The sequence below is a fragment of the Nocardia sp. CWNU-33 genome (assembly GCF_046764895.1).
GTDB lineage: Bacteria > Actinomycetota > Actinomycetes > Mycobacteriales > Mycobacteriaceae > Nocardia.
Genome location: NZ_JBKOQN010000008.1, coordinates 52,985 through 75,332 on the forward strand (window position 1 = coordinate 52,985; position 22,348 = coordinate 75,332).

The 22,348-nt window shown below is 66.4% G+C and carries 20 protein-coding genes; 8 read left to right on the forward strand and 12 right to left on the reverse strand.

Annotation, left to right across the window (positions count from 1 at the left end):
• Window position 1: 1 nt before the first annotated feature.
• From narH to narI, 3 genes are read left to right on the forward strand one after another with little or no spacing between them, the layout of a single operon-like run.
• Entirely contained in the window at window positions 2-1,702 is a 1,701-nt protein-coding gene (gene narH, locus ACLMAL_RS12870; RefSeq protein WP_411999283.1) for a nitrate reductase subunit beta, read from the forward strand.
• On the forward strand, window positions 1,699-2,379 hold the full coding sequence (narJ, locus tag ACLMAL_RS12875) for a nitrate reductase molybdenum cofactor assembly chaperone (protein WP_411999284.1): 681 nt from the start codon (window positions 1,699-1,701) through the stop codon (window positions 2,377-2,379). The genes narH and narJ overlap by 4 nt, the downstream gene beginning before the upstream one ends.
• Window positions 2,376-3,116 carry a respiratory nitrate reductase subunit gamma gene (gene narI, locus ACLMAL_RS12880; RefSeq protein ID WP_411999285.1) on the forward strand — a complete coding sequence of 247 codons (741 nt, stop codon included), beginning with the start codon at window positions 2,376-2,378 and terminating at the stop codon, window positions 3,114-3,116. Before narJ ends, narI begins: the two co-directional genes overlap by 4 nt.
• 97 nt (window positions 3,117-3,213) lie before the next feature.
• Here narI and ACLMAL_RS12885 read toward each other — a convergent pair whose 3' ends face one another.
• On the reverse strand, window positions 3,214-3,663 hold the full coding sequence (locus tag ACLMAL_RS12885; protein ID WP_411999286.1) for a VOC family protein: 450 nt from the start codon (window positions 3,661-3,663) through the stop codon (window positions 3,214-3,216).
• 118 nt (window positions 3,664-3,781) lie between these two features.
• Window positions 3,782-4,228 (reverse strand): cupin domain-containing protein, encoded by a 447-nt coding sequence (locus tag ACLMAL_RS12890; RefSeq protein WP_411999287.1) that lies wholly within the window; start codon window positions 4,226-4,228, stop codon window positions 3,782-3,784.
• A gap of 206 nt (window positions 4,229-4,434) precedes the next feature.
• Here ACLMAL_RS12890 and ACLMAL_RS12895 point away from each other — a divergent pair, with 206 nt between their 5' ends.
• Window positions 4,435-6,138 (forward strand): metallophosphoesterase family protein, encoded by a 1,704-nt coding sequence (locus ACLMAL_RS12895; protein WP_411999288.1) that lies wholly within the window; start codon window positions 4,435-4,437, stop codon window positions 6,136-6,138.
• Between the two features lie 9 nt (window positions 6,139-6,147).
• On the opposite strand, the gene ACLMAL_RS12900 is transcribed toward ACLMAL_RS12895, so the two are convergent.
• The 4 genes from ACLMAL_RS12900 to ACLMAL_RS12915 all read right to left on the reverse strand — a co-directional run bounded on the left by ACLMAL_RS12900 (window position 6,148) and on the right by ACLMAL_RS12915 (window position 9,824).
• Window positions 6,148-6,483, reverse strand: a complete 336-nt coding sequence (locus tag ACLMAL_RS12900; RefSeq protein WP_411999289.1) for a TfoX/Sxy family protein — start codon at window positions 6,481-6,483, stop codon at window positions 6,148-6,150.
• 74 nt (window positions 6,484-6,557) lie between these two features.
• The gene (locus ACLMAL_RS12905; protein WP_411999290.1) at window positions 6,558-7,535 is read right to left on the reverse strand and encodes an alpha/beta hydrolase; all 978 of its coding nucleotides are present in this window, start codon (window positions 7,533-7,535) and stop codon (window positions 6,558-6,560) included.
• Window positions 7,536-7,940: 405 nt separating this feature from the next.
• Window positions 7,941-8,768: an AMP-binding protein gene (locus ACLMAL_RS12910; RefSeq protein ID WP_411999291.1), complete on the reverse strand. Its 828-nt coding sequence runs from the start codon at window positions 8,766-8,768 to the stop codon at window positions 7,941-7,943.
• A gap of 150 nt (window positions 8,769-8,918) precedes the next feature.
• Entirely contained in the window at window positions 8,919-9,824 is a 906-nt protein-coding gene (locus ACLMAL_RS12915; protein ID WP_411999292.1) for a saccharopine dehydrogenase NADP-binding domain-containing protein, read from the reverse strand.
• A 141-nt stretch (window positions 9,825-9,965) separates the two neighbouring features.
• Between ACLMAL_RS12915 and ACLMAL_RS12920 the strand changes: the two genes are divergently transcribed.
• Complete coding sequence (locus ACLMAL_RS12920; protein ID WP_411999293.1) at window positions 9,966-10,925, forward strand: GlxA family transcriptional regulator; 960 nt, start codon at window positions 9,966-9,968, stop codon at window positions 10,923-10,925.
• A 229-nt stretch (window positions 10,926-11,154) separates the two neighbouring features.
• Here the strand turns inward: ACLMAL_RS12920 and ACLMAL_RS12925 are convergent, their stop codons facing one another.
• The 6 genes from ACLMAL_RS12925 to ACLMAL_RS12950 form a co-directional block, all read right to left on the reverse strand.
• Window positions 11,155-11,925, reverse strand: a complete 771-nt coding sequence (locus ACLMAL_RS12925; RefSeq protein ID WP_411999294.1) for a sirohydrochlorin chelatase — start codon at window positions 11,923-11,925, stop codon at window positions 11,155-11,157.
• Window positions 11,922-13,145 (reverse strand): uroporphyrinogen-III synthase, encoded by a 1,224-nt coding sequence (locus ACLMAL_RS12930; protein ID WP_411999295.1) that lies wholly within the window; start codon window positions 13,143-13,145, stop codon window positions 11,922-11,924. The genes ACLMAL_RS12925 and ACLMAL_RS12930 overlap by 4 nt, the downstream gene beginning before the upstream one ends.
• Complete coding sequence (gene nirD / locus ACLMAL_RS12935) at window positions 13,142-13,555, reverse strand: nitrite reductase small subunit NirD (RefSeq protein ID WP_411999296.1); 414 nt, start codon at window positions 13,553-13,555, stop codon at window positions 13,142-13,144. The genes ACLMAL_RS12930 and nirD overlap by 4 nt, the downstream gene beginning before the upstream one ends.
• Window positions 13,556-13,619: 64 nt before the next feature.
• Window positions 13,620-16,169, reverse strand: coding sequence for a nitrite reductase large subunit NirB (nirB, locus tag ACLMAL_RS12940; RefSeq protein ID WP_411999297.1), 2,550 nt, complete (start codon window positions 16,167-16,169; stop codon window positions 13,620-13,622).
• Window positions 16,170-16,195: 26 nt separating this feature from the next.
• Window positions 16,196-17,692 carry a nitrate/nitrite transporter gene (locus ACLMAL_RS12945; protein ID WP_411999298.1) on the reverse strand — a complete coding sequence of 499 codons (1,497 nt, stop codon included), beginning with the start codon at window positions 17,690-17,692 and terminating at the stop codon, window positions 16,196-16,198.
• 269 nt (window positions 17,693-17,961) lie between these two features.
• Window positions 17,962-19,221, reverse strand: a complete 1,260-nt coding sequence (locus ACLMAL_RS12950) for an MFS transporter (protein ID WP_411999299.1) — start codon at window positions 19,219-19,221, stop codon at window positions 17,962-17,964.
• 65 nt (window positions 19,222-19,286) lie between these two features.
• Here ACLMAL_RS12950 and ACLMAL_RS12955 point away from each other — a divergent pair, with 65 nt between their 5' ends.
• The 3 genes from ACLMAL_RS12955 (at window position 19,287) to ACLMAL_RS12965 (ending at window position 22,335) form a co-directional block, all read left to right on the forward strand.
• The gene (locus tag ACLMAL_RS12955) at window positions 19,287-19,973 is read left to right on the forward strand and encodes a FadR/GntR family transcriptional regulator (protein WP_411999300.1); all 687 of its coding nucleotides are present in this window, start codon (window positions 19,287-19,289) and stop codon (window positions 19,971-19,973) included.
• Between the two features lie 148 nt (window positions 19,974-20,121).
• Window positions 20,122-21,606, forward strand: a complete 1,485-nt coding sequence (locus ACLMAL_RS12960) for an MFS transporter (RefSeq protein WP_411999301.1) — start codon at window positions 20,122-20,124, stop codon at window positions 21,604-21,606.
• A gap of 159 nt (window positions 21,607-21,765) precedes the next feature.
• Window positions 21,766-22,335, forward strand: coding sequence for a GNAT family N-acetyltransferase (locus ACLMAL_RS12965; RefSeq protein ID WP_328405270.1), 570 nt, complete (start codon window positions 21,766-21,768; stop codon window positions 22,333-22,335).
• The last annotated feature ends 13 nt before the right edge of the window (window positions 22,336-22,348 follow it).

Genomic DNA, 22,348 nt, shown 5'->3' on the forward strand with positions numbered 1-22,348 from the left:
TATGCGCGTGATGGCACAGATGGCCATGGTGATGAACCTCGACAAGTGCATCGGCTGCCACACCTGCAGCGTCACCTGTAAGCAGGCATGGACCAATCGCGGTGGCACCGAATACATGTGGTTCAACAATGTGGAAACCCGACCAGGACAGGGCTATCCACGGCAGTACCAGGACCAGGAGAAGTGGAAGGGCGGCTGGGAACTCAGCAGGCGCGGCAAGCTGACCCTGAAATCCGGCTCCCGGATGAAGCGGCTGCTGAACATCTTCGCCAATCCGGACTTGCCGACGGTGACCGATTACTACGAGCCGTGGAGCTACGACTACGACAACCTGCTGTCGGCTCCGGCCATGGACACCACGCCGGTTGCCCAGCCGAAATCACTGATCACCGGGAAGAACACCGACATCACCTGGGGCGCGAACTGGGATGACGACCTCGGCGGCGGCCCGGAGCAGGTCGGCAAGGATCCACTGCTCGCGCGGCTGTCGGATCAGGTGAAGCTGGAGTTCGAGCAGACCTTCATGTTCTATCTGCCGCGGATCTGCGAGCACTGCCTCAACCCGTCGTGCGTCGCCTCGTGTCCCTCGGGCGCGATCTACAAGCGCTCCGAAGACGGCATCGTGCTGGTCGATCAGGACAAGTGTCGAGGGTGGCGGCAGTGCGTCACCGGCTGCCCGTACAAGAAGATCTACTTCAACCACAAGACCGGCAAAGCCGAGAAGTGCACCTTCTGCTACCCGCGCGTGGAAGTCGGCATGCCGACGGTGTGTTCGGAAACCTGCGTCGGGCGGCTGCGCTACATCGGCGTGATGTTGTACGACGCCGACGCCGTGCTCGCGGCCGCGTCCGTCACCGACACCAAGGATCTCTATCCTTCGCAGCTGGGTGTTTTCCTCAATCCGCACGATCCCCGAGTGGTCGCCGAGGCCGAACGCGCCGGGATCTCACCGGAATGGATCGATGCAGCACAGAACTCGCCGGTGTACAAGCTGATCGTCGACTACCAGATCGCGCTTCCGCTGCACCCGGAATACCGGACCATGCCGATGGTTTGGTACGTGCCACCACTGTCGCCGGTGGTAGATGTGCTGTCGGAGACCGGGCACGACGGCGAGAATGCCTCGAACCTGTTCGGCGCCATCGACGCACTGCGCATCCCGATCGAATACCTCGCCGAGCTTTTCACCGCCGGTGAGGTCGGGCCGGTGCGCGCCGCGCTCCAGCGGCTCGCGGCGATGCGGTCTTTCATGCGCTCGGTGAATCTCGGGGTGGAACCGGATCCTTCGATCGCACCGTCGGTGCGACTGGAGCCGGAGGAGATCGAGGCGATGTACCGGCTGCTCGCCATCGCGAAATACGAACACCGCTATGTGATTCCGACCGGTGCGGGGACCCAGGCGCACGAGTTGGACTCGCTCGCCACCGGCTGCAGCCTGGACACCGACGGCGGGCCCGGTATGACGGCATTCGACACGATGGTCGAGAAGTTCCATCTCACCGACACCAATGGCGCAGCGCCGGAGGAGAAGTCGAATCGCATCAACCTCCTGAACTGGGACGGGCGCAACACCGAGGGATTGCTTCCCACCGCGAACGCCGCCAATGGCAACGGCAACCGCACCCATAGCACCAACGGCCATGGCACGAACGGCGCGGCACGTGATGCTTCGGCCACCACGCCGACCGGAGCACAGCGATGAGTCTGCTGAAGGTACGCCGGCGACCCGAACCGGTCGTCCCGATGCCCGAGCGGGATCGCCGCCTGGTGTGGCGGATCGCCGCACTGCTGCTCGACTACCCCGGCGAGCAGTTGCTGGCCGAGATCGACCAGATATCCGACGCCGCAGCACAATTGCCCGTCGAGGTGCGCCCGCACCTGCTGGACTTCCTCGCCCATCTGCGCAGCGTTGCGCAGCTCGAGCTGGCGAAGAAGTACGTTGAGACCTTCGATATGCGCCGCAGGTCAAGCATGCACCTGACGTTCTACGCCTATGGCGACACCCGCAAGCGCGGGATGGCGCTGCTGCGGTTCAAGCACGCCTACCGGCATGCGGGCGTGGAGCTCGGCGACGAGGAATTGCCCGACCATCTGGCGGTGCTGCTGGAGTTCGCGGCGACCGTCGACCCGATCGGCGGCGAACGCCTGCTCGGCGAGCACGTGCCGGTCATCGAGCTGCTACGACTGTCGCTGGCCGATAACGGGTCTCCGTATGCCGGGGTGCTGGCCGCCGTGGTGGCCACCCTGCCGCCGCTGACCACCGCGGACCGGCGGCGCATTGCCGAACTGGCCGCGCAGGGCCCACCGGAGGAAGAAGTCGGGCTCGACACCTTCGCCATGGACCCCGCGCTGTTCGACGGATCAGGAGGCCGCCGATGACGACCACCTTCTGGATGACGCTGCCCTATGTGGCGTTCACCTCGTTCCTGCTCGGGCATCTGTGGCGCTATCGCAACGACCAATTCGGCTGGACCACAAGGTCATCGCAGATCTATGAGAGTCGCCTGCTGCGCCTCGGCAGCCCGCTGTTCCACTTCGGCATGCTCGGCGTGATCGGCGGGCATGTGCTCGGTGTGCTGATACCGGAGTCCTGGACTGCGGCCGTCGGAATCTCCGAGCACACCTACCACGTGGTCGCGGTATCGGCGGGATCTGTCGCCGGACTCGCGGTGCTACTCGGCGTCGGTATCCTTCTCTACCGCCGCGTCACCGTGCCCGCCGTCCGCAAGGCAACCACCCGCAACGACCAGCTCATGTACGTGCTGCTGGCCGCAGCTCTCGTCACCGGCCTGCTCAACACCTGGGGCAGCAACCTGCTGTGGGGCACCTACAACTACCGCGAAACCGTCTCCCCCTGGTTCCGTAGCCTTTTCACGCTCCACCCTCGGCCCGAGCTGATGGTCGACACCCCGTGGACCTTCCAAGTCCATGGCCTGGTCGTGCTGACACTCATCGGGATCTGGCCCTACACCCGCCTGGTCCACATGTTCAGCGCCCCCGTCGGCTACCTCACCCGTCCCTACATCGTCTACCGCAGTAAAGAATCCAATGCCCCCGACAAGCGCCGCTATGCCCGCGCCTGGGATGCCCCCGTCACGCCGGAACACTGGCGCTGACCCCCGAGTTCGGGTCCTCTCACCCGATGCCCGATAGCCCCGTCCTTCCACCTCGGAGGGGCGGGGCTGTCCCTGTCCTGGACGGCCCTATCCGGGCTCAGGCCTGGTCGTAGGCGTCCTGAAGTGTCTGCAGGTCGATCTTGGACATGCTGCGCAGTGCGGTGGCGACGGCTGTGGTCTTGGCAGGGTCGGCGCCCATCATCTTGGCGAGCGCGGCGGGGGCCACCTGCCAGGACAGGCCGTAGCGATCGGTGAGCCAACCGCACGGCCCCGGCTCGCCGCCCTCGACCAACGCGTCCCACAGACGATCGACCTCGGCCTGGGTGTCGACGATGAGCTGTACCGACGCGGCGTCGGTGAGCGGGTGCCCCGAACCGCCGTTCATCAGGGTGTAGGACTGGCCGTCGAGTTCGATGGCGACGATGAAAGCCGAACCGTCCGGGTGGCGGGTCACCTCGACGACGCGGGAGTTCGGCACGATCTCGGTGTAACGGGTGGCGGCTTCCTCGGCCTGGCTGTCGAACCAGAAGAAGGTGGTGACGGTCATGGTGAGCTCCTTACTCGATGGCTGACTTGCTGTCACCCTTCGGTCGGAGCCGCCTGCCGCGCTTCGACGTATGTCGGGGAGATTTCTCGAGATTCTTTCCGCGGGCACTCGGTGCGAGTCAGGCGCAGGGCGGGGCGTCCGCGTCCTGGAAGAGAGGTTTGCCGGTGGGTGGGGCATAGACCACATCGAGGACAAGCGGTTCGGTGCCCAGGTTCCGCCCGATATGGACATTCCATGAGCCGGCAGGTTCGTAGATGAACTCGCCCATGCGGTACATGGGCGCGACACAATCCGGGCCGGGGTGGGTCAAGGTGCCGGAGCGAACGAAGGCGAAGACCGGGCCGTCATGGTAATGCCACCCGGTGGAACCGCCTGGGCCGATGGTGATTTCGCGGACGACTAGGTCTGTTCCGGCGACGAAAGGCAGCAGCCCGGCCGGTATCTGGGTTTGAGCCAAGGTGACCGCCGTGATGTCCGACCCCGGAGTGGCGTGCGCGGTGGCCGCGCCCAAGGATGAACCGCCCAGCATCAGCACCGCAATGCCCGCACGTATGAATGGCGTCATCGAGGCAGCCTAATCATCCGCACCCACCATGGGGAAGAGCCGACCGCCGAGAGTTCCTCGGCCACTGAAACATTCGGCCAATTTGCACCGATTGTCCGATATGTCGTAACCGGCTAGCTCACGGTGTGCGAGTTCACCCACTATTCGTGTACGGCTTACTGGTGTCGAGTTGCTGGACGCGCCACAGACGTACAACATCGGATGCCATGCCGTCGAATTCCTTGAACCCCGCGGGCGATGTTCCGGACACCGGAATACCAGCCGGCTCGGCCGCCCATATGACGATGGCCGAGCAGCACGAGTGGCATCGGGCGTTCCTACGCCGCCACGCGGTTTCCCGGCGCAATGTCCTGCGCGGTGCGGCCGCCGCCGCAGCGGTCGCGGCGGTCGGCCCCTCCCCGTTCGGTAAGCGGGCCTATGCCGAAGGGGCACAGCTCGCGGTCGGCGGGCGGCACATCGGATACGGGGCAGATGCGGCGAGTCAACTCCGGTTCTCCGGCCAACTGTCCCGTTCGCCCGCGGGCGCGAAGGTCTTTCTGGACCACGGGCCGACGCCTGCGCTCGGCGGGACTGTCGAGGCGGAGGTCCGCAATCTGCTCACCCAGGTGCCCTGGAGCGACGGCGGGGTGCTCGCTGCGGAACAGTTCTATGTGCACGCGCCGGTGGACGGGCTGCCGGGGCGACTGCCGCACTTCTACCGGTGGCGGACCTCGGACGGGTTCCTCGGCGACATCCGGGCCGCGGCCCCTGCGATGCCCACCGCGCGCGCCGCGATCGTGCCGTTCCGCTTCACCATGATGGGCGACCAGGGCACCGACGAGACTCCGGGACAGCCGCTCGGTGTTACTGCGGGCGATTACGACGACAAGTACTACAAGCCGGACAACGACCCGACAGCGCCGCACGCGTCCAATGTGCTGCGCCAAATCGCCGCCGCTGCACCCGATTTCCATATCCTCGCCGGAGACATCGCCTACGCGGATCCCTCGGGCGCCGGCAAACAGAATCAGTTCGTAGCCCACGGCGCACAACTACCGAGCGGGTTCGACAAGTTCAATCCATATGTGTGGGATGTCTACTTCGGCGCCATCGAGCTCAGCGCCGCTCGGACGCCGTGGCTGTTCGCCACCGGCAATCACGACATGGAAGCGACCTACGGAAGCCACGGCTACGCCGGACATCTGGCGCGCCTGGATTTCCCCGGCAACGGACCGGCCGGGTGCCCGTCGGCGTACTCGTTCACCTACGGCAATGTCGCCGTGCTCTCACTCGACGCCAACGACGTTTCCTATGAGATTCGAGCGAACACCGGGTATTCCGGTGGGGCGCAGACGAGCTGGGTCGAACGCACCCTCGCGGGCTACCGCGCGAACCCGGACATCGACTTCATCGTCTGCTTCTTCCACCACTGTGCCTACTCGACCACCGAAGCGCACGCCAGCGACGGCGGCGTCCGTGACGCCTGGACCGGGCTGTTCGACCGGTATCAGGTGGATCTGGTGCTGCAGGGCCACAACCATGTCTACGAACGGACCGACCCGATTCGCGCAGGCGCGGCGACAAAGGTCGCAGGCGACAACTCCCTTGTCTATCCAGAGACCGACGGCACCGTCTACTACACCGTCGGCGGTGGTGGACGGCCCCGCTACGATTTCCAGCCCGGCTCCCGAGAATCGTTCCGCGGCAACGAATTGCCGGATACCACCGTGCCCAACAGCTATGCATGGACGCCCGGCGGCGACAAGCAGGACGAATCGGCTCCGTGGTCGCGGGTCCGCTTCCGCAACTACTCGTTCCTGCGCGTCGACGTCCGGCCCGGCGTCTTCGCCAGCGAAATGGAGGTGGTTGCCGTGGACGAATACGGTCGCGAGTTCGACCGGGTCACCTTCCGGCGGCTGGCCAGGCCGTAGCTCGACGCATCACTTCTTCGCGGGCAACGAGCGTGCATAGTCGACACTGCGTTCCACCCACTCGTGCAGCGCCTCGTCGCTCGCCAGCGCTTCGTCGGCGACCCGCAGCCAGCCGCGCATCGACCGGCCACCCATCACCATCGTCTCGACGAAGTCGTTGGCGAGCAGTTCGTCGGATTGCTCGGGATCAACCCTGGCCAGCAGGCCGCCCTGCCTGCTCGCCGCCACCGCCATATTGCCGCCGATCAGGAATGCCAGACCGCCGAACATCTTCTTTTCGGTCAGATCGGGTCCGGGTTCGATGAGCTCCCGGATCCGATCGGCCAGTTCCACGTCGTATGCCATGGGCCACATTGTCGCCCCGGGCACCGACATGTTCGCGGCATCGCTTCCGGCGCGGCGACCCCGCTCGCCTGCGGTTATGCGCCGATAGCTGCGGCGAACATCGGCCAGGACTCGTGCAGGTCGTCCTGCCAGTAGGCCCAGGCGTGCGTGCCGCGGCGCAAATTCACGATAGCGGGGATGCCGAGTGCGGCGAGGCGGTCGACGAAGGGGCGGGTGCAGCCGCCGATGATGGTTTCCATGACCCCACCGACGAGCGTGCGGTCCAGCAGCCGCGCCGGATTGCCGTCGATGCCGGAGTCACCGAGGTTCTCGTGCGCGCCGGGTGCGCCGTCGCCGGACGAAACGTAGAGGGCGACGCCGCGCAGGCGCTCGGTCTGCACCATCGGGTCGTGCTCGGCCCACGCCGGGTTGTCGGGTGCGCCCCACATGTTGTCGGCATTCGCGCCGAACGGCGCAAGCGAGGCGTGGACATAGGCATTCGCCGCCGGGTCACTGGTGCGCGGGCAGCCGCTGTAAGCGCCGACGGCCTGATAGAAGCCGGGTGCGCCGATCGCGAGGTTCAGTGCGGACGTCGCAGACATCGACAGTCCCGCAACGGCATTGCGCCCGGTCATCCCGAAGCGCGACTCGAGCAGCGGGGGCAGCTCCCTGGTCAGGAAGGTGGTCCACTGATTGCGGCCGAGCGCGGGATCGTCGCGCAGCCAGTCGGTGTAGTAGCTGGCCCGCCCGCTCATCGGGAGGATCACGTTGACGTTCTTGTCCGCGAAGAAGTCCGCGACATCGGTGCGGCGCGTCCACGGGCCGCCCTCTTCGCCACCGTCCACGGCGTTGAGCAAATACAGAGCAGGCGCGCCAGGACCCGGATGCGACATCCACAGCGTGATCGGACGATCCATCGCCGCCGAGTGGACTACCACCTCGAGTTGCCGTCCACCGAGCGGGCGCACATCGAGGATGCTGGAGTCGGCCGGGTCGGCCGCAGCCACCGTAGCTGGGGCTATTGCAGCCGAAAGAGCAAGGAGGGAAACCAGGCATCGCAGCAGCCGGTACATGTCTTGGATTCTTGCGCATCGGAACACTGGAGGCTCGGACATTCGGCGTGCGTGTTCTCCTGTCGAATGCAGCCTCATGTCGGTGCTGCAGGCGGAGACTAGTTCCGTGTGCAGCATCCATTCAGCAATCAGCCAGCGCGGCTTGCGCGGCAGATCCGGGGCGATGTGCGACAGGTAGGTATGCAGCCACTCCAGGCGACGAGGAACGGGAAGTCGGTGTTCATCATCTCGTCGAAGCAGAATCGGGTGCTGTCACGGTCCGCTGCTGATGGCGCCGGCAGGTTCGGCGACACGCTCGAGGTGCTGGGCGCAGGATCGGACAGATCATGGTGCTTGCCCTCCCGCTCCACTCCCGGCCGCCACTCTGGGTGGACCATGGACGGGGTCCGAAACCGCCACACACCATCAGGTGAACCCCGATATCGGGAAGACAGCGGACTCCTGGTGCACGCCATAGTGATCGATGATGTAGTCGGTCAGCGTTCCGAGGTCGCGATGTGTGACGACAACACCTTTCGGCGTTCCAGTGGTACCAGAGGTGTAGATCAGACAGGCGGGATGACACGGCCGGAGCGCACGCGCCCGATCGGCATTGCCCACCGGGGAGTCCGCCCGCCTTGCGGCCCGCCCGACCGCGCGGGGATCGTCGAGCGACAGCCAATCGATACGGTGCCGACCACTGTGGTCTGCTCCGTCATAACGCGCCACGGCGGCATCGCACTGTGCCGCATCATCAGCACTGCGCCGTGGTGCATCGCCCGAGCCATATCGGGCCGCATCACCGGCAGCGAAGTCGACGCCCTCGCGATGCGTGAACTCACCGGAACAGGGCAGGCTCGGCCTTACCGCGTCGATCGTGAGTCCTTGGCGTGCCCCGGAATCCGCGACCACCGCGGCGATGCGGCAGGCAGGCTCGCTCGGGTCGACCGGCACGAAGCAGGCACCTGTCTTGACCACGGCCCACAGTGCCAGCACGGATTCCGGGGAGCGCGGCACCGCGACCACGACGAACTCCCCGGGCCCCGCACCCTCTGCCATCAGTTCCCGCGCCCAGCGCGAGGATGCCTCGTCCAACTCCCGGTAGGTCATGCTGCGCTCGCCGGCACGTCGGGCGACCGCGTCGGAAACGGTCCCCGCCCGCAGCAGCTCCGATACCAACCCGGTCTGCGCGAGGTCGGCGCGCACGCCGCTTGGCCGAGCCTCCGGCACGGTGTCATCGCCGACTCCCGTCACAACGCCTCCCCGCTATTTCGGAAAGTATGCTGCTGAAGAATGTCCGGGCAAACCTACGGCATCCGCCAGGGAGGCGCTGGCATTCCACGCCGTCCGGATGTCGCGCTGGATGGGGCTACGCCGGAACCGTCGGACGGGGCCGGATGCGGGTTATGGAACCACCTCCGCGAGTACGTCATCGAGATCGCTGGCGGTGACGCCGAAGGTGTTCCGGATCGCCGAATCGTCGACGGTGAACTTTCGGTGCGACATGTGGTAGGTCTCGAACAACTCGCTCCAGAACGGGTCGGTATTGCCGAGCAGCGTCAACTCCCGATCCGTCATCACCGACAGGTGCGGCGCAGGCGCGCCTGCCGCAGCGGCGAACCGCTCGGCGACCTGACGCACAGTGGATGTGATGGTCGGCGCCAGCCAGGCCCTGCCCCACGACCGATCGTCACGGGCCACCGCGACCAGCGCGGCCGCGGCGTCGCCGATCGCGGTGTAGGCATGTGGTAGGTCGAGTTCCTGAGGCACCAGTGCAAGCTGTCCGGCAAGGACTTTCGGCTGCACCACGATCGAGAACAGCGACACCGCGCCCGCGCCGAGGAACTGCCCGGCCCGCACCTCGGTCGCGCGCAGCCTGCCCGCATCGTGTGCGGCCTTCGCTTCCCGCCACATCTGCGCGCGCACCCGACCCTTGGGCCCGGTCGCCGCGAGCGGTGCGTCGTCGGTGACGACGCTGTCCGACGGGCCGTAGCCGTACATGTTGCCGAGCATCACATAGTTCGCTCCGGACTGCTCCGCGGCCGACTGGATGGACCCGAACAAGGGCGGCACCGCCTGCGGCCACGTGTGATACGCGGGCATGGCCAGGTTGAACACGGTGTCGGCGCCCTTCGCCAGTGCAGCGAGGGCGGCTGTGTCACCGGCGTCGAGCGCGATCCGTTCGATATTCGGATGCTCCGGGCCCGTCCCGCTGCGGCTGACTACCCGTACCCGGTCGCCGGACTCGGCCAGCCGCACCGCGGTTCCCGATGCGGTGCCGCCACGGCCGACAATGACATGAGTTGACATGCGAGTTCCCTTCTTGGACAAGTTGATTCACGCGATCGCCGGAGGTGCGGACGCCGGTTGCCGAACGCGTGGGATCAACTGTGCCCGCAGCGCGGGAGGTAGGCTAGTGGCCCAATAGCCAGCTATCCCAAGGATCAGGCCATGAAGACTGTGGCAGTTGTCGCCGTAGCGCCGGTGAAAGCCTTCGACCTCGCTATGCCCGAAACACTGCTCGGTGCGGTGACCGTGGACGGCGAACTCGGGTACCGGATAGTGGTGTGCACCGCCGAGCCCGGCGTGGTGCGGGCCACCCTCGGTGGTTTCGATGTCGTGGTGACGCGCGGCTTGGATGCCATCGACGAGGCGGACACGGTCATCGTGCCGAGCACAGGTAGTCGCGGCACGGCCGACGAAGCTACTGTGGCGGCGTTGCGGCGCGCTGCGGAACAGGGTAAACGCGTCACTTCCATCTGCAGCGGCGCCTTCGTGCTCGCCCAAGCGGGCCTGCTCGCGGGCCGCACCGCAACCACCCATTGGGGACTCGCCGACGAGCTGGCCACGATGTTCCCCGACGTGACCGTCCGCAGCGACGCCCTGTTCATCGAGGATGGACCGCTCACCACCGCAGCGGGCGCTGCCGCCGGAATCGACCTGTGCCTACACCTGATTCGCTGCGACTACGGCGCGACCATCGCCAACGCGGCCGCCCGCGCCGCCGTCGTGACACCGGTTCGCCCCGGTGGCCAGGCCCAATTCGTCGACGCCCCACTGCCGCCCGAGAACGGCCTTTCCCTGGCCGCCACCCGCAACTGGGCCATGGAACGCCTCGACACTCCCCTGTCCCTCGACGAACTGGCCGGCCACGCCCGCACCAGCGTGCGCACCCTCACCCGCCGCTTCCACGAGGAGACCGGACTCAGCCCACAGAAATGGCTGCTGCACCAACGCATCCAGCGGGCCCGGGAACTGCTCGAATCCACCACACTGTCGATGGATCAGGTGGCGCGGCACAGCGGCATCGGCTCCGCAGAATCGCTGCGTCAGCACATGATCCGCCACGTCGGTGTCCCGCCGACCGCCTACCGGGCCTCGTTCACCAGGACCCCGCGCCGGTCCGCATGAAGACGGCCGGCCCTCGTCCGGCGAATTCCGAGGACCGACGACCGCACAGAAGACCCCAGGGCAGGACGTTGTCATCCATTCCCGAGGTCGTGCCCGCGCTGACTCGCAGAGTTCCGATAGGCAGATTCCGGTCAGTCCGGCCTTACTGGTGGAACGGGAGTCGGGGCGCGCTGATACCGCCGTCGGTAGGCAATCGCACCGAGGTGACGACAGCGACCGAACCGCGCGTTCAACGCGCGCGGACGCGGACCAATTCGTGTGCGGCAGTGCGATAGCGGTTGGCGATGAGGCGGACGACAGCCGGATGGACGCCGATCGGCTCGGCGACGCCGTCGGCTCCCGCCTCGTGCAGCCGCTGCTGGAACAGACCGTGTGCCAGCAGGTAGGAGGCAATGAAGACTCGTTGAGCACTCGAGTCACGCAGTGCAGCAACCACTTCCGGAACGCGCGGCGCTCCGGTCGCGACGTAGCCGATACGGACCGGTGCGCCGAGGTGCTCGGCGAGCATCGCCGCGGCACGCCGGACATCCTGGCGGGCCCTGGCATCGGAGGAACCCGCGGCGGCGAAGGCCACCGCATCACCGGGACGCCAACCTGCTGCGCGCAGGCGCATGGCCATGATCCGGGCCAGCGCCGGGTCCGGGCCCATGGCCGGAGTGACTGCGACGGCGGGGTGGCCGCTCTCCGATACTTCCCGCGGCACATCTTGATACACGTGGTACCCGGAGGCCAGGAAGGCCGGAACCACCACGGCCGCAACGGCTTCGCCTGCGGCATCGGTCAGGTCACGCAGGACCTCCGACGGCGAAGGACCGAGCACGTCGACGAATGCGGTACGCACCCGGGGCCGCTCGGAATCCGAAGCGGGAGAACCGGCGTCGCGCCCCGAAACCGCGGCGCCGAGTTCCCGCGTCACCGCCTCTGCCAGCGCGGCGATCATCTGCACGCCCTTGGTGCTCCTGGTGCCGTGCGCCACCAGAACCAGGGCCGGAGCCGTCACCAGCTCCCCGCGATCTGTGCGTATCGCGGCGCCCGCGCCGGTGTTGCGATACCGGACGGCTCCGGGCGCGGATAGTTGTCGGTGCAGTCAACGGCGTCCAGCGCCAGCCGATAGCCCCGTTTGACCACGGTCTGGATCGCTTTCGGCGTGCCGAGCCCGGCACGCAGCCTGGCGATCGCGGTTTCCACGGCATGCGTGTCGTCACCGCCGCCGGGCAGCGCCGCGAGCAGGTCCTCGCGGGACACGACCCGACCGGGCTGCCGAGCAAGCGACCGCATCAACGCCATCGGCGCGGGCGCCAGCTGCCGTACCGATCCGTCGACAACGACACAGGCGCCGCGCACACTGATCATGTGCCCCGCCGCATAGATTCGATTCGCGCGCCGCGGCAGCTCCTCGGCGACATGCCTGGCCAGCGCACCCAGCCGGGCCCGGCCCGGCATCGTGGTCAGCACGCCGAGTTCCTCGAGCGGCGCCGCCGTGATCGGCCCGACGCAGGCAGGCAGCACCCGACCGCGAAACGCGTGCAGCACCCCCTCGATCAGCCCGGTTTCCTTGGCGCGCATCAATAGCGACGCCACGGCCGGCGCACTGGTGAAGGTCACGCAATCCAGGCTTCCGGTAACGATGGCCTCGATCAGGTTGTCCATCGGACCCTGATCCTCCGGCGGGATCCAGCGATACACCGGGACCGAAACGACATCCGCTCCCGCACATCGCAATACCTCACAGAAGTCGGGAACCGGCTCCCATTCGGTAGTGGCGCCGTGCAATTGGACCGCGATCCGCACGCCTTCGACGCCCTCGGCGAGCAGATGGTCGAGCACCTCGGCGGAGGACTCCGAGGCAGGCGACCATTCCTCGCGCAGTTCCGCGGCACGGATGGCCCCCTTGGCCTTCGGTCCGCGCGCGAGCATCCGGACCGAAGCCAATGTGGTGCGCAGATCTTCGGCGATCCCCCAGCCCTCGGCCGCCTCCATCCAGCCGCGGAAGCCGATTCCGGTGGTGGCCACCGCGATCTGTGGCGGATCCTCGACGAGCAAGCGGGTCACCCGCTCCAATTCGGTGTCGTCGGCGAGTGGAATGATCCGAATGGCCGGGGCAGAGACGACACCGGCGCCTCGTCGAACCAGCAGCGTGGCGAACTCGTCTGCTCGCCTGGCCGCCGTGATGCCGACCGTGAATCCGGCCAGGCAGGCGCCCGCATCGATTGTTGTCATGCCGATCCACCGTCCGCGGAGGAGTCGAGCTCGGTGGCAACCGGCTCGTTGGAAATCGAAACGATGCCGTCGTAGACCCGCACCGCGTACACCGGCAGCGCTGCCGAATCGTCGTCGAGGCAATGCCCGTCGAGCAACGAGAACGCCTGCTTGAGCAGCGGTGAGGCCACAACGGGGATACCGCCGCGATCACCGACGATCCCGCGCGACATCACAGCCGCTCGACCGATCGGATCGATATTGCCGACGGCACAGAGCGTGCCATCCGACAGCAGGAACAGGGCAGCCTGCCGGCCACCTTTCAGCAACACCGCAACGCCGCGGCCGGGAATCAGGTAGTCGAGCCGGCAGGCCTGCGTCCAGCCGGTGATGGCTGCTGAGGCAATGCCGGGGGTATCGATCACGGTCATCGGTGTCATCCTCCAAACGCCTTACCCATTGGTACCGGCGTCCTGTTTCTAGGGGGTTACGCGGTTATTGCCCGCTCGAGGCAACCGGGATTTCCGGCATCCCGAGCAATACCGGCACCTTGCGTTCCCCGCTGTCGTCGAACGAAATGGTCGGATCCGACTCTTCGGGGGCGTTGACGAAGGAGACGAAGCGCGACAGCTTCTCTTCGTCGTCGAGCACCGCGGCCCATTCGTCGCGGTAGCCGGCGACATGCTGAGCCATCGCGGCCTCGAGATCGTCGGCGATGCCCAGGCTGTCCTCGCAGACGACCTGCACGAGGTAGTCCATACCGCCCTCGAGGGCCTCTTGCCACGGCGCGGTGCGCTGCAGGCGGTCGGCGGTGCGAATGTAGAACATCAGGTACCGGTCGATGTACTTGATCAGCGTCTCGTCGTCGAGCTCACCGGCGAGCAGCACCGCGTGCTTGGGCGTGAGACCACCGTTGCCGCCGACGTAGAGGTTCCAGCCCTTTTCGGTGGCGATGACACCGACGTCCTTGCCACGAGCCTCCGCGCATTCACGAGCGCAACCGGACACCGCCAGCTTCAGCTTGTGCGGCGAACGCAGGCCGCGGTACCGCTTCTCCAGCAGCACGGCCATGCCGACCGAGTCCTGCTGACCGTAGCGGCACCAGGTGGAGCCGACACAGCTCTTCACGGTGCGCAGCGACTTGCCGTAGGCGTGGCCGGACTCCATGCCGACATCCACCAGACGCTTCCAGATCAGCGGCAGCTGTTCGACCCGCGCGCCGAACAGGTCGATGCGCTGACCGCCGGTGACCTTGACATAGAGACCGAACTCCTTGGCCACCTCGCCGATGGTGATCAACTGGTCGGCGGTGACCTCGCCACCGGGCATCCGCGGCACCACCGAGTAGGTACCGTTCTTCTGCAGATTGGCGAGGAAGTGGTCGTTGGTGTCCTGCAATGCCGCTTGCTCGCCGTCGAGGATGTGCTCGCTCGAGGTGGAGGCCAGGATGGAGGCGACCGTCGGCTTGCAGATATCGCAGCCGGTGCCCTTGCCGTGCTTGGCGATCAGGGCGGAGAAGGTGCGGATGCCGGTGACCTGGACGATCTGGAACAGCTCGGCACGAGACTGGTCGAAGTGCTCGCACAGCGCCTTGGACATCTCGACGCCGGACTGCTCCAGCAGCTTCTTGAGCATGGGAACGCAACCGCCGCAGGAAGTTCCAGCGGAGGTGCAGCTCTTGATCGCGGGCACTTCGCAGGCGCCGTCGGCGATTGCACCGCAGATCGCGCCCTTGGAAACGTTGTTGCAGGAGCAGATCTGGGCGTCATCGGGCAATGCGTCCGCGCCGAGTTCGGCACCGGCCGGGGAAATCAGCGCGGCGGGCTCGGCAGGCAGCGGGCGACCGACCAGCGGGCGCAGTGCCGCGTAGGCGGTGGCATCACCGACCAGGATGCCGCCGAGCAGGATCTTGGCATCATCGGAGACAACGAGTTTCGCGTAGGTGCCCTTGGCGGCGTCGTGCAGAACCACCGACAGCGCGCCCTCGGTGGTGCCGTGCGCATCACCGAAGCTGGCCACATCGACACCGAGCAGCTTGAGCTTGGTCGACATATCCGCGCCGGGGAATTCGCCTGCGCCACCGAGCAATCGGTCCGCGACGATCTCCGCGGTGGTGTAGCCGGGGGCGACCAACCCGTAGCAGGTGCCCTCGACGGCAGCGCATTCGCCGATCGCGTAAACGTTCGGGTCCGAGGTCTGCAGGGCGAGGTCGGTGATGATGCCGCCGCGCGGGCCGACCTCCAGACCGGCGTCACGGGCGATCTGATCGCGCGGGCGGACACCGGCGGAGAACACCACCAGCGCGGCGTCGATCACCGTCTCGTCGGAGAGGGTGACCTTCAATCGGCCGGCCGGCGTGCTGTCGGCATCGGCCTCGATCGACGAGGTGCCGACGCCGGTGTGCACTTCCAGGCCGAGGTCGGATACCAGGCGCTCCAGGATGGCGCCACCGCCCTCGTCGATCTGGGCGGGCATCAGCCTGGCGTTGTACTCCACCACGTGTGGAGTCATCCCGAGCAACCGCAGCGCGTTGGCCGCCTCGAGGCCGAGCAGACCGCCGCCGACGACCACACCGACCGCGCCGGGGCCGGCCTCGGTCGCGGTCGCGCGGATGCCGTCCAGGTCGTCGAGGGTGCGGTAGACGAAACACTCCGGCAGGTCGTGGCCCGGCACCGGCGGCACGAACGGATACGACCCGGTGGCGAGCACCAGCGCGTCGTAAGCGATGGTGTCGCCCGCGGAGGTGGTGACCTTGCGGGCCGCCCGGTCGATGGCGTCGGCACGCTGACCGAGTCGCAGCTCGACCAGGTCGTCGCCCGCGTACTCGTTACCGGGCAATGCGAGCGCGGTCGCGTCCCACACGCCGACGTAGGAGGACAGACCGACGCGGTCGTAGGCGGGCAGCCGCTCCTCGCTGAGGATGACGACCTGCCATTGGCCTGCTTCGTCCCTGGACCGCAGTGCCTCCACGAAGCGGTGCCCGACCATGCCGTGGCCGACGACCACGGCGATCTTGCGCTGAGCGGGTTCGACTGTCGAGTTCATGACTGTCCTCCGTTGGTATTTCGGCGTCAGGCTCGGGCCGACGAGCTGGCGGACGTGGAGTTGGTGCCGGCCGAGTCGACGGCCTCGGCCTCGAGGACGAGTGCCTCCGCCTCGACGACGACGTCGGAATCGAGGCTCGCGGCGGCAGACGTCGACCGCATGCTCGGGCGACGCAGGAAGACCACCCAGGTCAGCGCGGCGCACGCCACATAGAAGGCCATGAAGACCCAGAACGCGGTGGTAGCCGACGCGGTCGAGGCGTAGGAAGACCGCAGCACCAGGTTGATGGCGACCCCGCCGAGCGCGCCGATGGCGCCGACGAAACCGATGAGGGCGCCGGAGGTGTTCTGCGACCACGCGGCCTGGGAGGCCTGGCTCACGTCCAGGCTCTTGGACTTGGCGTCGAAAACCGACGGGATGATCTTGGTGACCGATCCGTTGCCGATGCCGGAGAGCACGAACAGCGCGATGAACCCGCCGATCAGCGTGACCATCACCGCACCGCTCGGCACACCGCCGTTGCGATCACCGACGGTGCTGGCCGCCGCGACGATGACGGCCGCGACCATCATCGCCCCGAAGACGTACATGGTGACCTTGCTGCCGCCGATCCTGTCCGCCCATTTGCCGCCGTAGGGACGCGCCAGCGACCCGAGCAACGGTCCGATGAACGCGATCTGCGCGGCATGCAGCGCCGCCTGCGCCGCGGTATCGCCACCGGCCTTGAAGCTGATCTGCAGCACCTGACCGAAGGCGAAGCCGTAGCCGATGAAGGAACCGAAGGTACCGATGTAGAGGAACGCGATCGCCCACGACTGCGGCACCCGCAGCGCCGTGATCATGTACGACAGGTCGGCCTTCTGGTTCTTCAGATTGTCCATGTACAGCGCGGCGCCGACACCGGCCAGCGCGACCAGCACCAGGTAGGCAGCGCAGATCAGCGAGGCGTAGCTGTTGCCGAGGGTGGCAATGACCAGTAGGCCGAGCAGCTGGATGACCGGAACACCGATATTTCCGCCGCCCGCGTTCAGGCCGAGCGCCCAGCCCTTGAGCCGCTGCGGATAAAAGGCATTGATATTGGTCATCGAGGAGGCGAAATTGCCGCCACCGAAACCGGCAAAGCTCGCGACGACGAGGAAGGTCGTGTACGAGGTGCCGGGCTGGTTGATGAAATACAGCGTGAGCAGCGTCGGAATGAGCAGCAACACAGCGCTGAAGATCGTCCAGTTGCGACCGCCGAACCGTGCCGTCGCAACGGTGTAGGGAATCCGCAGGATCGCGCCGACGAGGGTCGGCACCGCGACGAGAAAGAATTTGCCCGCCGGATCAATGCCGAATTTGTCGGTGGGCATGAACAGCACCATGACCGACCAGATCGACCAGACCGAGAAACCGACGTGCTCGGCGAAGACCGACCAGATCAGGTTTCTTTTGGCAACGTCTTTGCCGCCTGCCTCCCAGGCCGCAACATCTTCGGCATCCCAGCGCTCGATGTTGTGGTTACGCGTCAGCGTGCTCAACAAGGGCCTCCCAAAATCGGTTAGCCCAACCGTAGGAAACGGGTATTGCCGAAATGCTGCGCGAAATGACCGTCAAATCAACGGTTGCTCACGATTACCCGGCCACACAGGTGAGAACACACCGAATGTTTCGGGCATGTGACGCAACGGTTTCCACGCGTCACAAACAGCCGACCTCGATATCGGCGGCCAGTGCGGGGTGTGACGCACAGCATCCTCGCCCTGTCACGACCTCGCAACTCGACGTGAGATTTCGGTAGTCGCGACGAACGCTATTGATTCCAGGTGTCTTCGAGCATCCGCGGCTTGCAGGCCTGCCACGCGCCGGTGAGCAGCACCAGCACCGCGACGCTGAGCATTGCGAACGGCGCGAGCCAATCGCCGGTTGCGGTGTGCAGCATGCCGAACAGCAGCGGCCCGACGCAGGCCACGGCGTAGCCGACACCCTGGGTGAAGCCCGACAGCGAGGCCGAGCCTTGCGGGGTTCTGGTGCGCAGGTTGATCAGCGTGAGCGCCATCGGGAAGGTGCTCGGGCCGAGGCCGAGCAGCACCACCCACAGCACCGGTGCGCCCATCGGTGCGATCAGCAGTCCGGCGAAGGCGATGAAGAAGAACAGCGCGCAGCCGACCACAAAGGGAAAGGGATTGCTGAAGCGCGCAACGATAGTCGGTGCGGTGAACGCGGAAACCAGCCCGACCAGCGCGAAGAGCCCGACCATTGTGCCGCCGAACGCGGCGCTCGCGCCCGCCTCGCCGAGGATCTTGGGCAACCAGGTGAATATCGAGTACGTGGTCAGCGAGGTCATGCCGAACATGCCCGCCATGCCCCAGGCCACCGACGAACGCCACGTCTTGCCCTTGGGCTCCTGCCTGGCGGGCAAGCCGGTCGAGTCGCGGACGTCACGGCCGCGGCGATCGCGCAATACGCCGATCCACGGCAGCGCCGCGGCGAATCCGAGCACTGCCCACAGGCCGAGCGAGATCCGCCAGCCGTGCGCCTCGGCGACGGGGACGGCAATGAGTGCGGGCACGACGGTGCCGAGCTGCACCATGGTGATGTAGAGCGAGCTCACCATCGCGAGCCGGTCCGGGAAGTACCGCTTCACCAACGGCGGGATCACCACATTGCCGATACCCATGCCACCGAGGGCGAGGGCGGAGAAGACGAACATGGCCGCGGTGCTGCCGATGGTAGCCCTGATCAGCATGCCGAGCCCGGCCATCAGCATGGCGACCATGGCGGTGCGTTCCAGCCCGAGCCCGCGCACGAAGATCGGCGTCAGCAGACCGGACACCGCGAACATCGCGGTCGGGATCATGCCGAAGACACCGATCACGGCGGTCGAATAGCCGATGTCGGCGCCGATTCGCTCGGCCAGCGGACTGAATGCGGTGACGGCAACGCGGAGGGTGAGCGCGGACACGACAATGGCGGCGAGGACCAGTAGGCGGCCCTCGGTCAGTGCACGTCGGCGGTGCTCGACCTGGTCGGCTACCAGGCGAGTTGTCGTCTGCTCGAGGGTTGCGGTCACCGCGAAATCATAGGATGACCCGATGATAGGAGGCAACCATTTGTGATGGGCGGTACTCTGTTCCGGTGCAACCAGTCCGGCGCACCAGCCTCATAGCCCAGGTCACCGAACAGCTGCGTGCCGAAATCCGTTCCGGCCGTTGGCCTATCGGCTCTCGCATCCCTACCGAACCGGAGCTCACCGAGCTAACGGGCACCGGTAGAAACACCGTGCGCGAGGCGGTGCAGGCGCTCGTCCACGCAGGCGTGCTGGAGCGCCGACAAGGCTCCGGCACCTATGTGATCGCCGCCTCGGAGGTCGGCGGCACGCTCGCGAAGTACTTCGCCGACGCGGAGGAGCGCGACGTCCTGGAACTACGCCAGGCCCTCGACTCCACCGCCGCCGCGCTCGCCGCGCGCCGCCGCGACGACTCCGACATCGCGAATTTGCGACGCCTGCTGGAGGAACGCAACCAGGAGCGTTGGAACGCGGAGAACGTGGCGGCCATCGAAGCCGACGTCGAACTGCATCGCGCGATCGTGGTCGCCAGCCACAATGCGGTATACCTCGAGTTCTACGACTCGCTGTTGCCGACCATCGAACAGGTGATCCGCGCGCGGACCAAGAAATCCGACGACGCGTTCGACGCGGAGCACAACGAGTTGGTACAGGCCGTGATCGATGGCGACCCCGATCGGGCCGCTCAGGCGGCGACCTGTTTCCTCGCCACACTCATCGCCGAGTACCCCGCACGTGACGAACCTGTGCGGTAGGTAACCGAGTGGTCACCGGGCGACTTCCCACCATGTGAGTCGGAATTGCCGGGAACGTCACCGACGGCCACTCGCGCGCAACAACCGGCTTCTACCTTTGTCTCGACCGTAGCTGGGCAACAAGCCGAGCCCAATCGAGAGGAAGCCGATGACCGCCACAGTAGCTGCCACCGGCCAGCAGTCGGACACAACAACTTTCGAGCACCAGAAGCGTGGTCGCTGGCTGGATACCTGGGAGCCGGACAACGCAAAATTCTGGGAATCGGGCGGCAAACTCACCGCTCGTAAGAACCTGATCTTCTCCGTGTTCGCCGAGAATCTCGGCTTCAGCGTCTGGGTCATCTGGGGCACCGTGGTGACCAGCATGGGCCTGGCGGGCTTCGACTTCCTGGCCGGTCTCGGCAAGGGCAACCCGACCGCGGTCAGCAATGCCCTGCTGCTGACCTCCACCCCGACCCTGGTCGGCGCGGCGCTGCGCATTCCCTACACCTTCGCCATCCCCAAGTTCGGCGGGCGTGCCTTCACCGCCTTCAGTGCGGCGATGCTGTTGATCCCGACCTTGGGCCTGGCCTATTTCATCAATCACCCCGGCACACCGATGTGGGTGTTCATGATCCTGGCCGCGCTCGCCGGTGTCGGCGGCGGCAACTTCTCGTCCTCGATGGCCAACATCAACTTCTTCTTCCCCGAAGGCAAGAAGGGTGCAGCCCTCGGCATCAATGCTGCGGGCGGCAACCTCGGCGTCGCCCAAACCCAGTTGGTGCTGCCACTGCTGATCACGCTCGGCACGCACATCATGGCCAAGGACGCAGCGGGCTACCGGTTCGGCATTACCCTCTCGGTCCTGGTGTGGGTGCCGTTCATCCTGATCGCGGCCTTCGGTGCGCTCCGGTACATGGACAGCATCAGCACCGCCAAATCCGATGGCAAGTCCTACAAGCTGGCGCTGACCAACCGGCACACCTGGGTGATGTCGTTTCTCTACATCGGTACATTCGGCTCGTTCATCGGGTTCTCCTTCGCCTTCCCGACCCTGATCAAGGCCAACTTCCCCGACCTCGCCAAGATCGGCTGGATCACCACGCTCGGCAACCTCGCGTTCCTCGGCGCACTGGTCGGCTCCTTCAGCCGCCCGTTCGGCGGCTGGGTGTCCGACAAAGTCGGCGGCGCCAAGATCACCGTGTATGTCTTCGGTGGCATGTCGGTGGCGTGCGCGCTCATCCTTGCCGCGCTGGAGCTGAAAAGCTTCCCGCTGTACTTGATTTCGTTCCTGCTGCTGTTCGTCCTCACCGGCATCGGCAACGGCTCGACCTACCGGATGATCCCGTCCATCTTCAGCGCCGAGGCCAAGAAGTACGCCTCGGAACACGGCCTGGATGCCGCCGACGCCGTCGCATCGGCACGGCGGCAGGCAGGCGCCGCCATCGGTGTCATCGGCGCGGTCGGCGCGGCGGGCGGATACCTGCTGCAGCAGGCACTTCGCTTGTCCAACATCAACTTCCACAGCATGACCCCCGCGTTCTGGACCTACGCGGCCGCGTTCCTCGTGATGGCAACCGTCACCTGGTTCTTCTACCTGCGCTCCTCGCTCGGCGTCCAGCGGATCTCCTCGCTGGCCTACGCCAACGTGTAACCACCAGCGCCGCAGTACAAGCCGAACGCCACACCGCTCGTTCCGACTCAGGTCGGGACCCGAGGTGTGGCGTTCGGCTTTCACCCGTCTCGACCCCCGCACGGCGCCAACGCTTTACGCTGGAAAGCGGACTCACATCGGGGTGACAGAGGTGAGCATTTGGATATCAGCAAGAAGTCGCAGACACCGTTGTATCGGACTGCGACGCGGGAGGACCTTGCCGACATCGCCGCGTTGGAGAAGGAACAGCTCGGGGACCTGGCCTGCTCCTATGTGATCCTGCGTCAATTGTTCGATCTGCACGGATCGCACTGGGTGGTGGCCGAAATCGGTGGGCACGTCTGCGGATACGCGATCGTCGGCATCAACGCGGCGCAGCTGGCGTGGGTGCTCGGGCTGGCCGTCGCCGAGGCCCACCAGCGTCGTGGACTCGGCACCGCGCTGCTCGAGCGGGCCGTCTCGGGTTGCCGCGCCGCCCGGGTCGAGCGGATCTTCATCACCGTGCGACCGACCAATCAGGGCGCCGCCTCGTTGTACAAGAACGCGGGATTCCAGTGGGTCGGACACGATCGGCGGTATTTCGGCGACGACGAGCCGCGCGACGTGCTGATGCACCTGATCCAACGCAGTCCCCTCGGCCCACCGATCGCCGGGCCGAACGACAAGCGATGGCTCAAGCCGTCGCCGGAGCCAACCAATAGCCGAATTCCATTGCTATGGTGGAAATAACGTCTTGCCGACG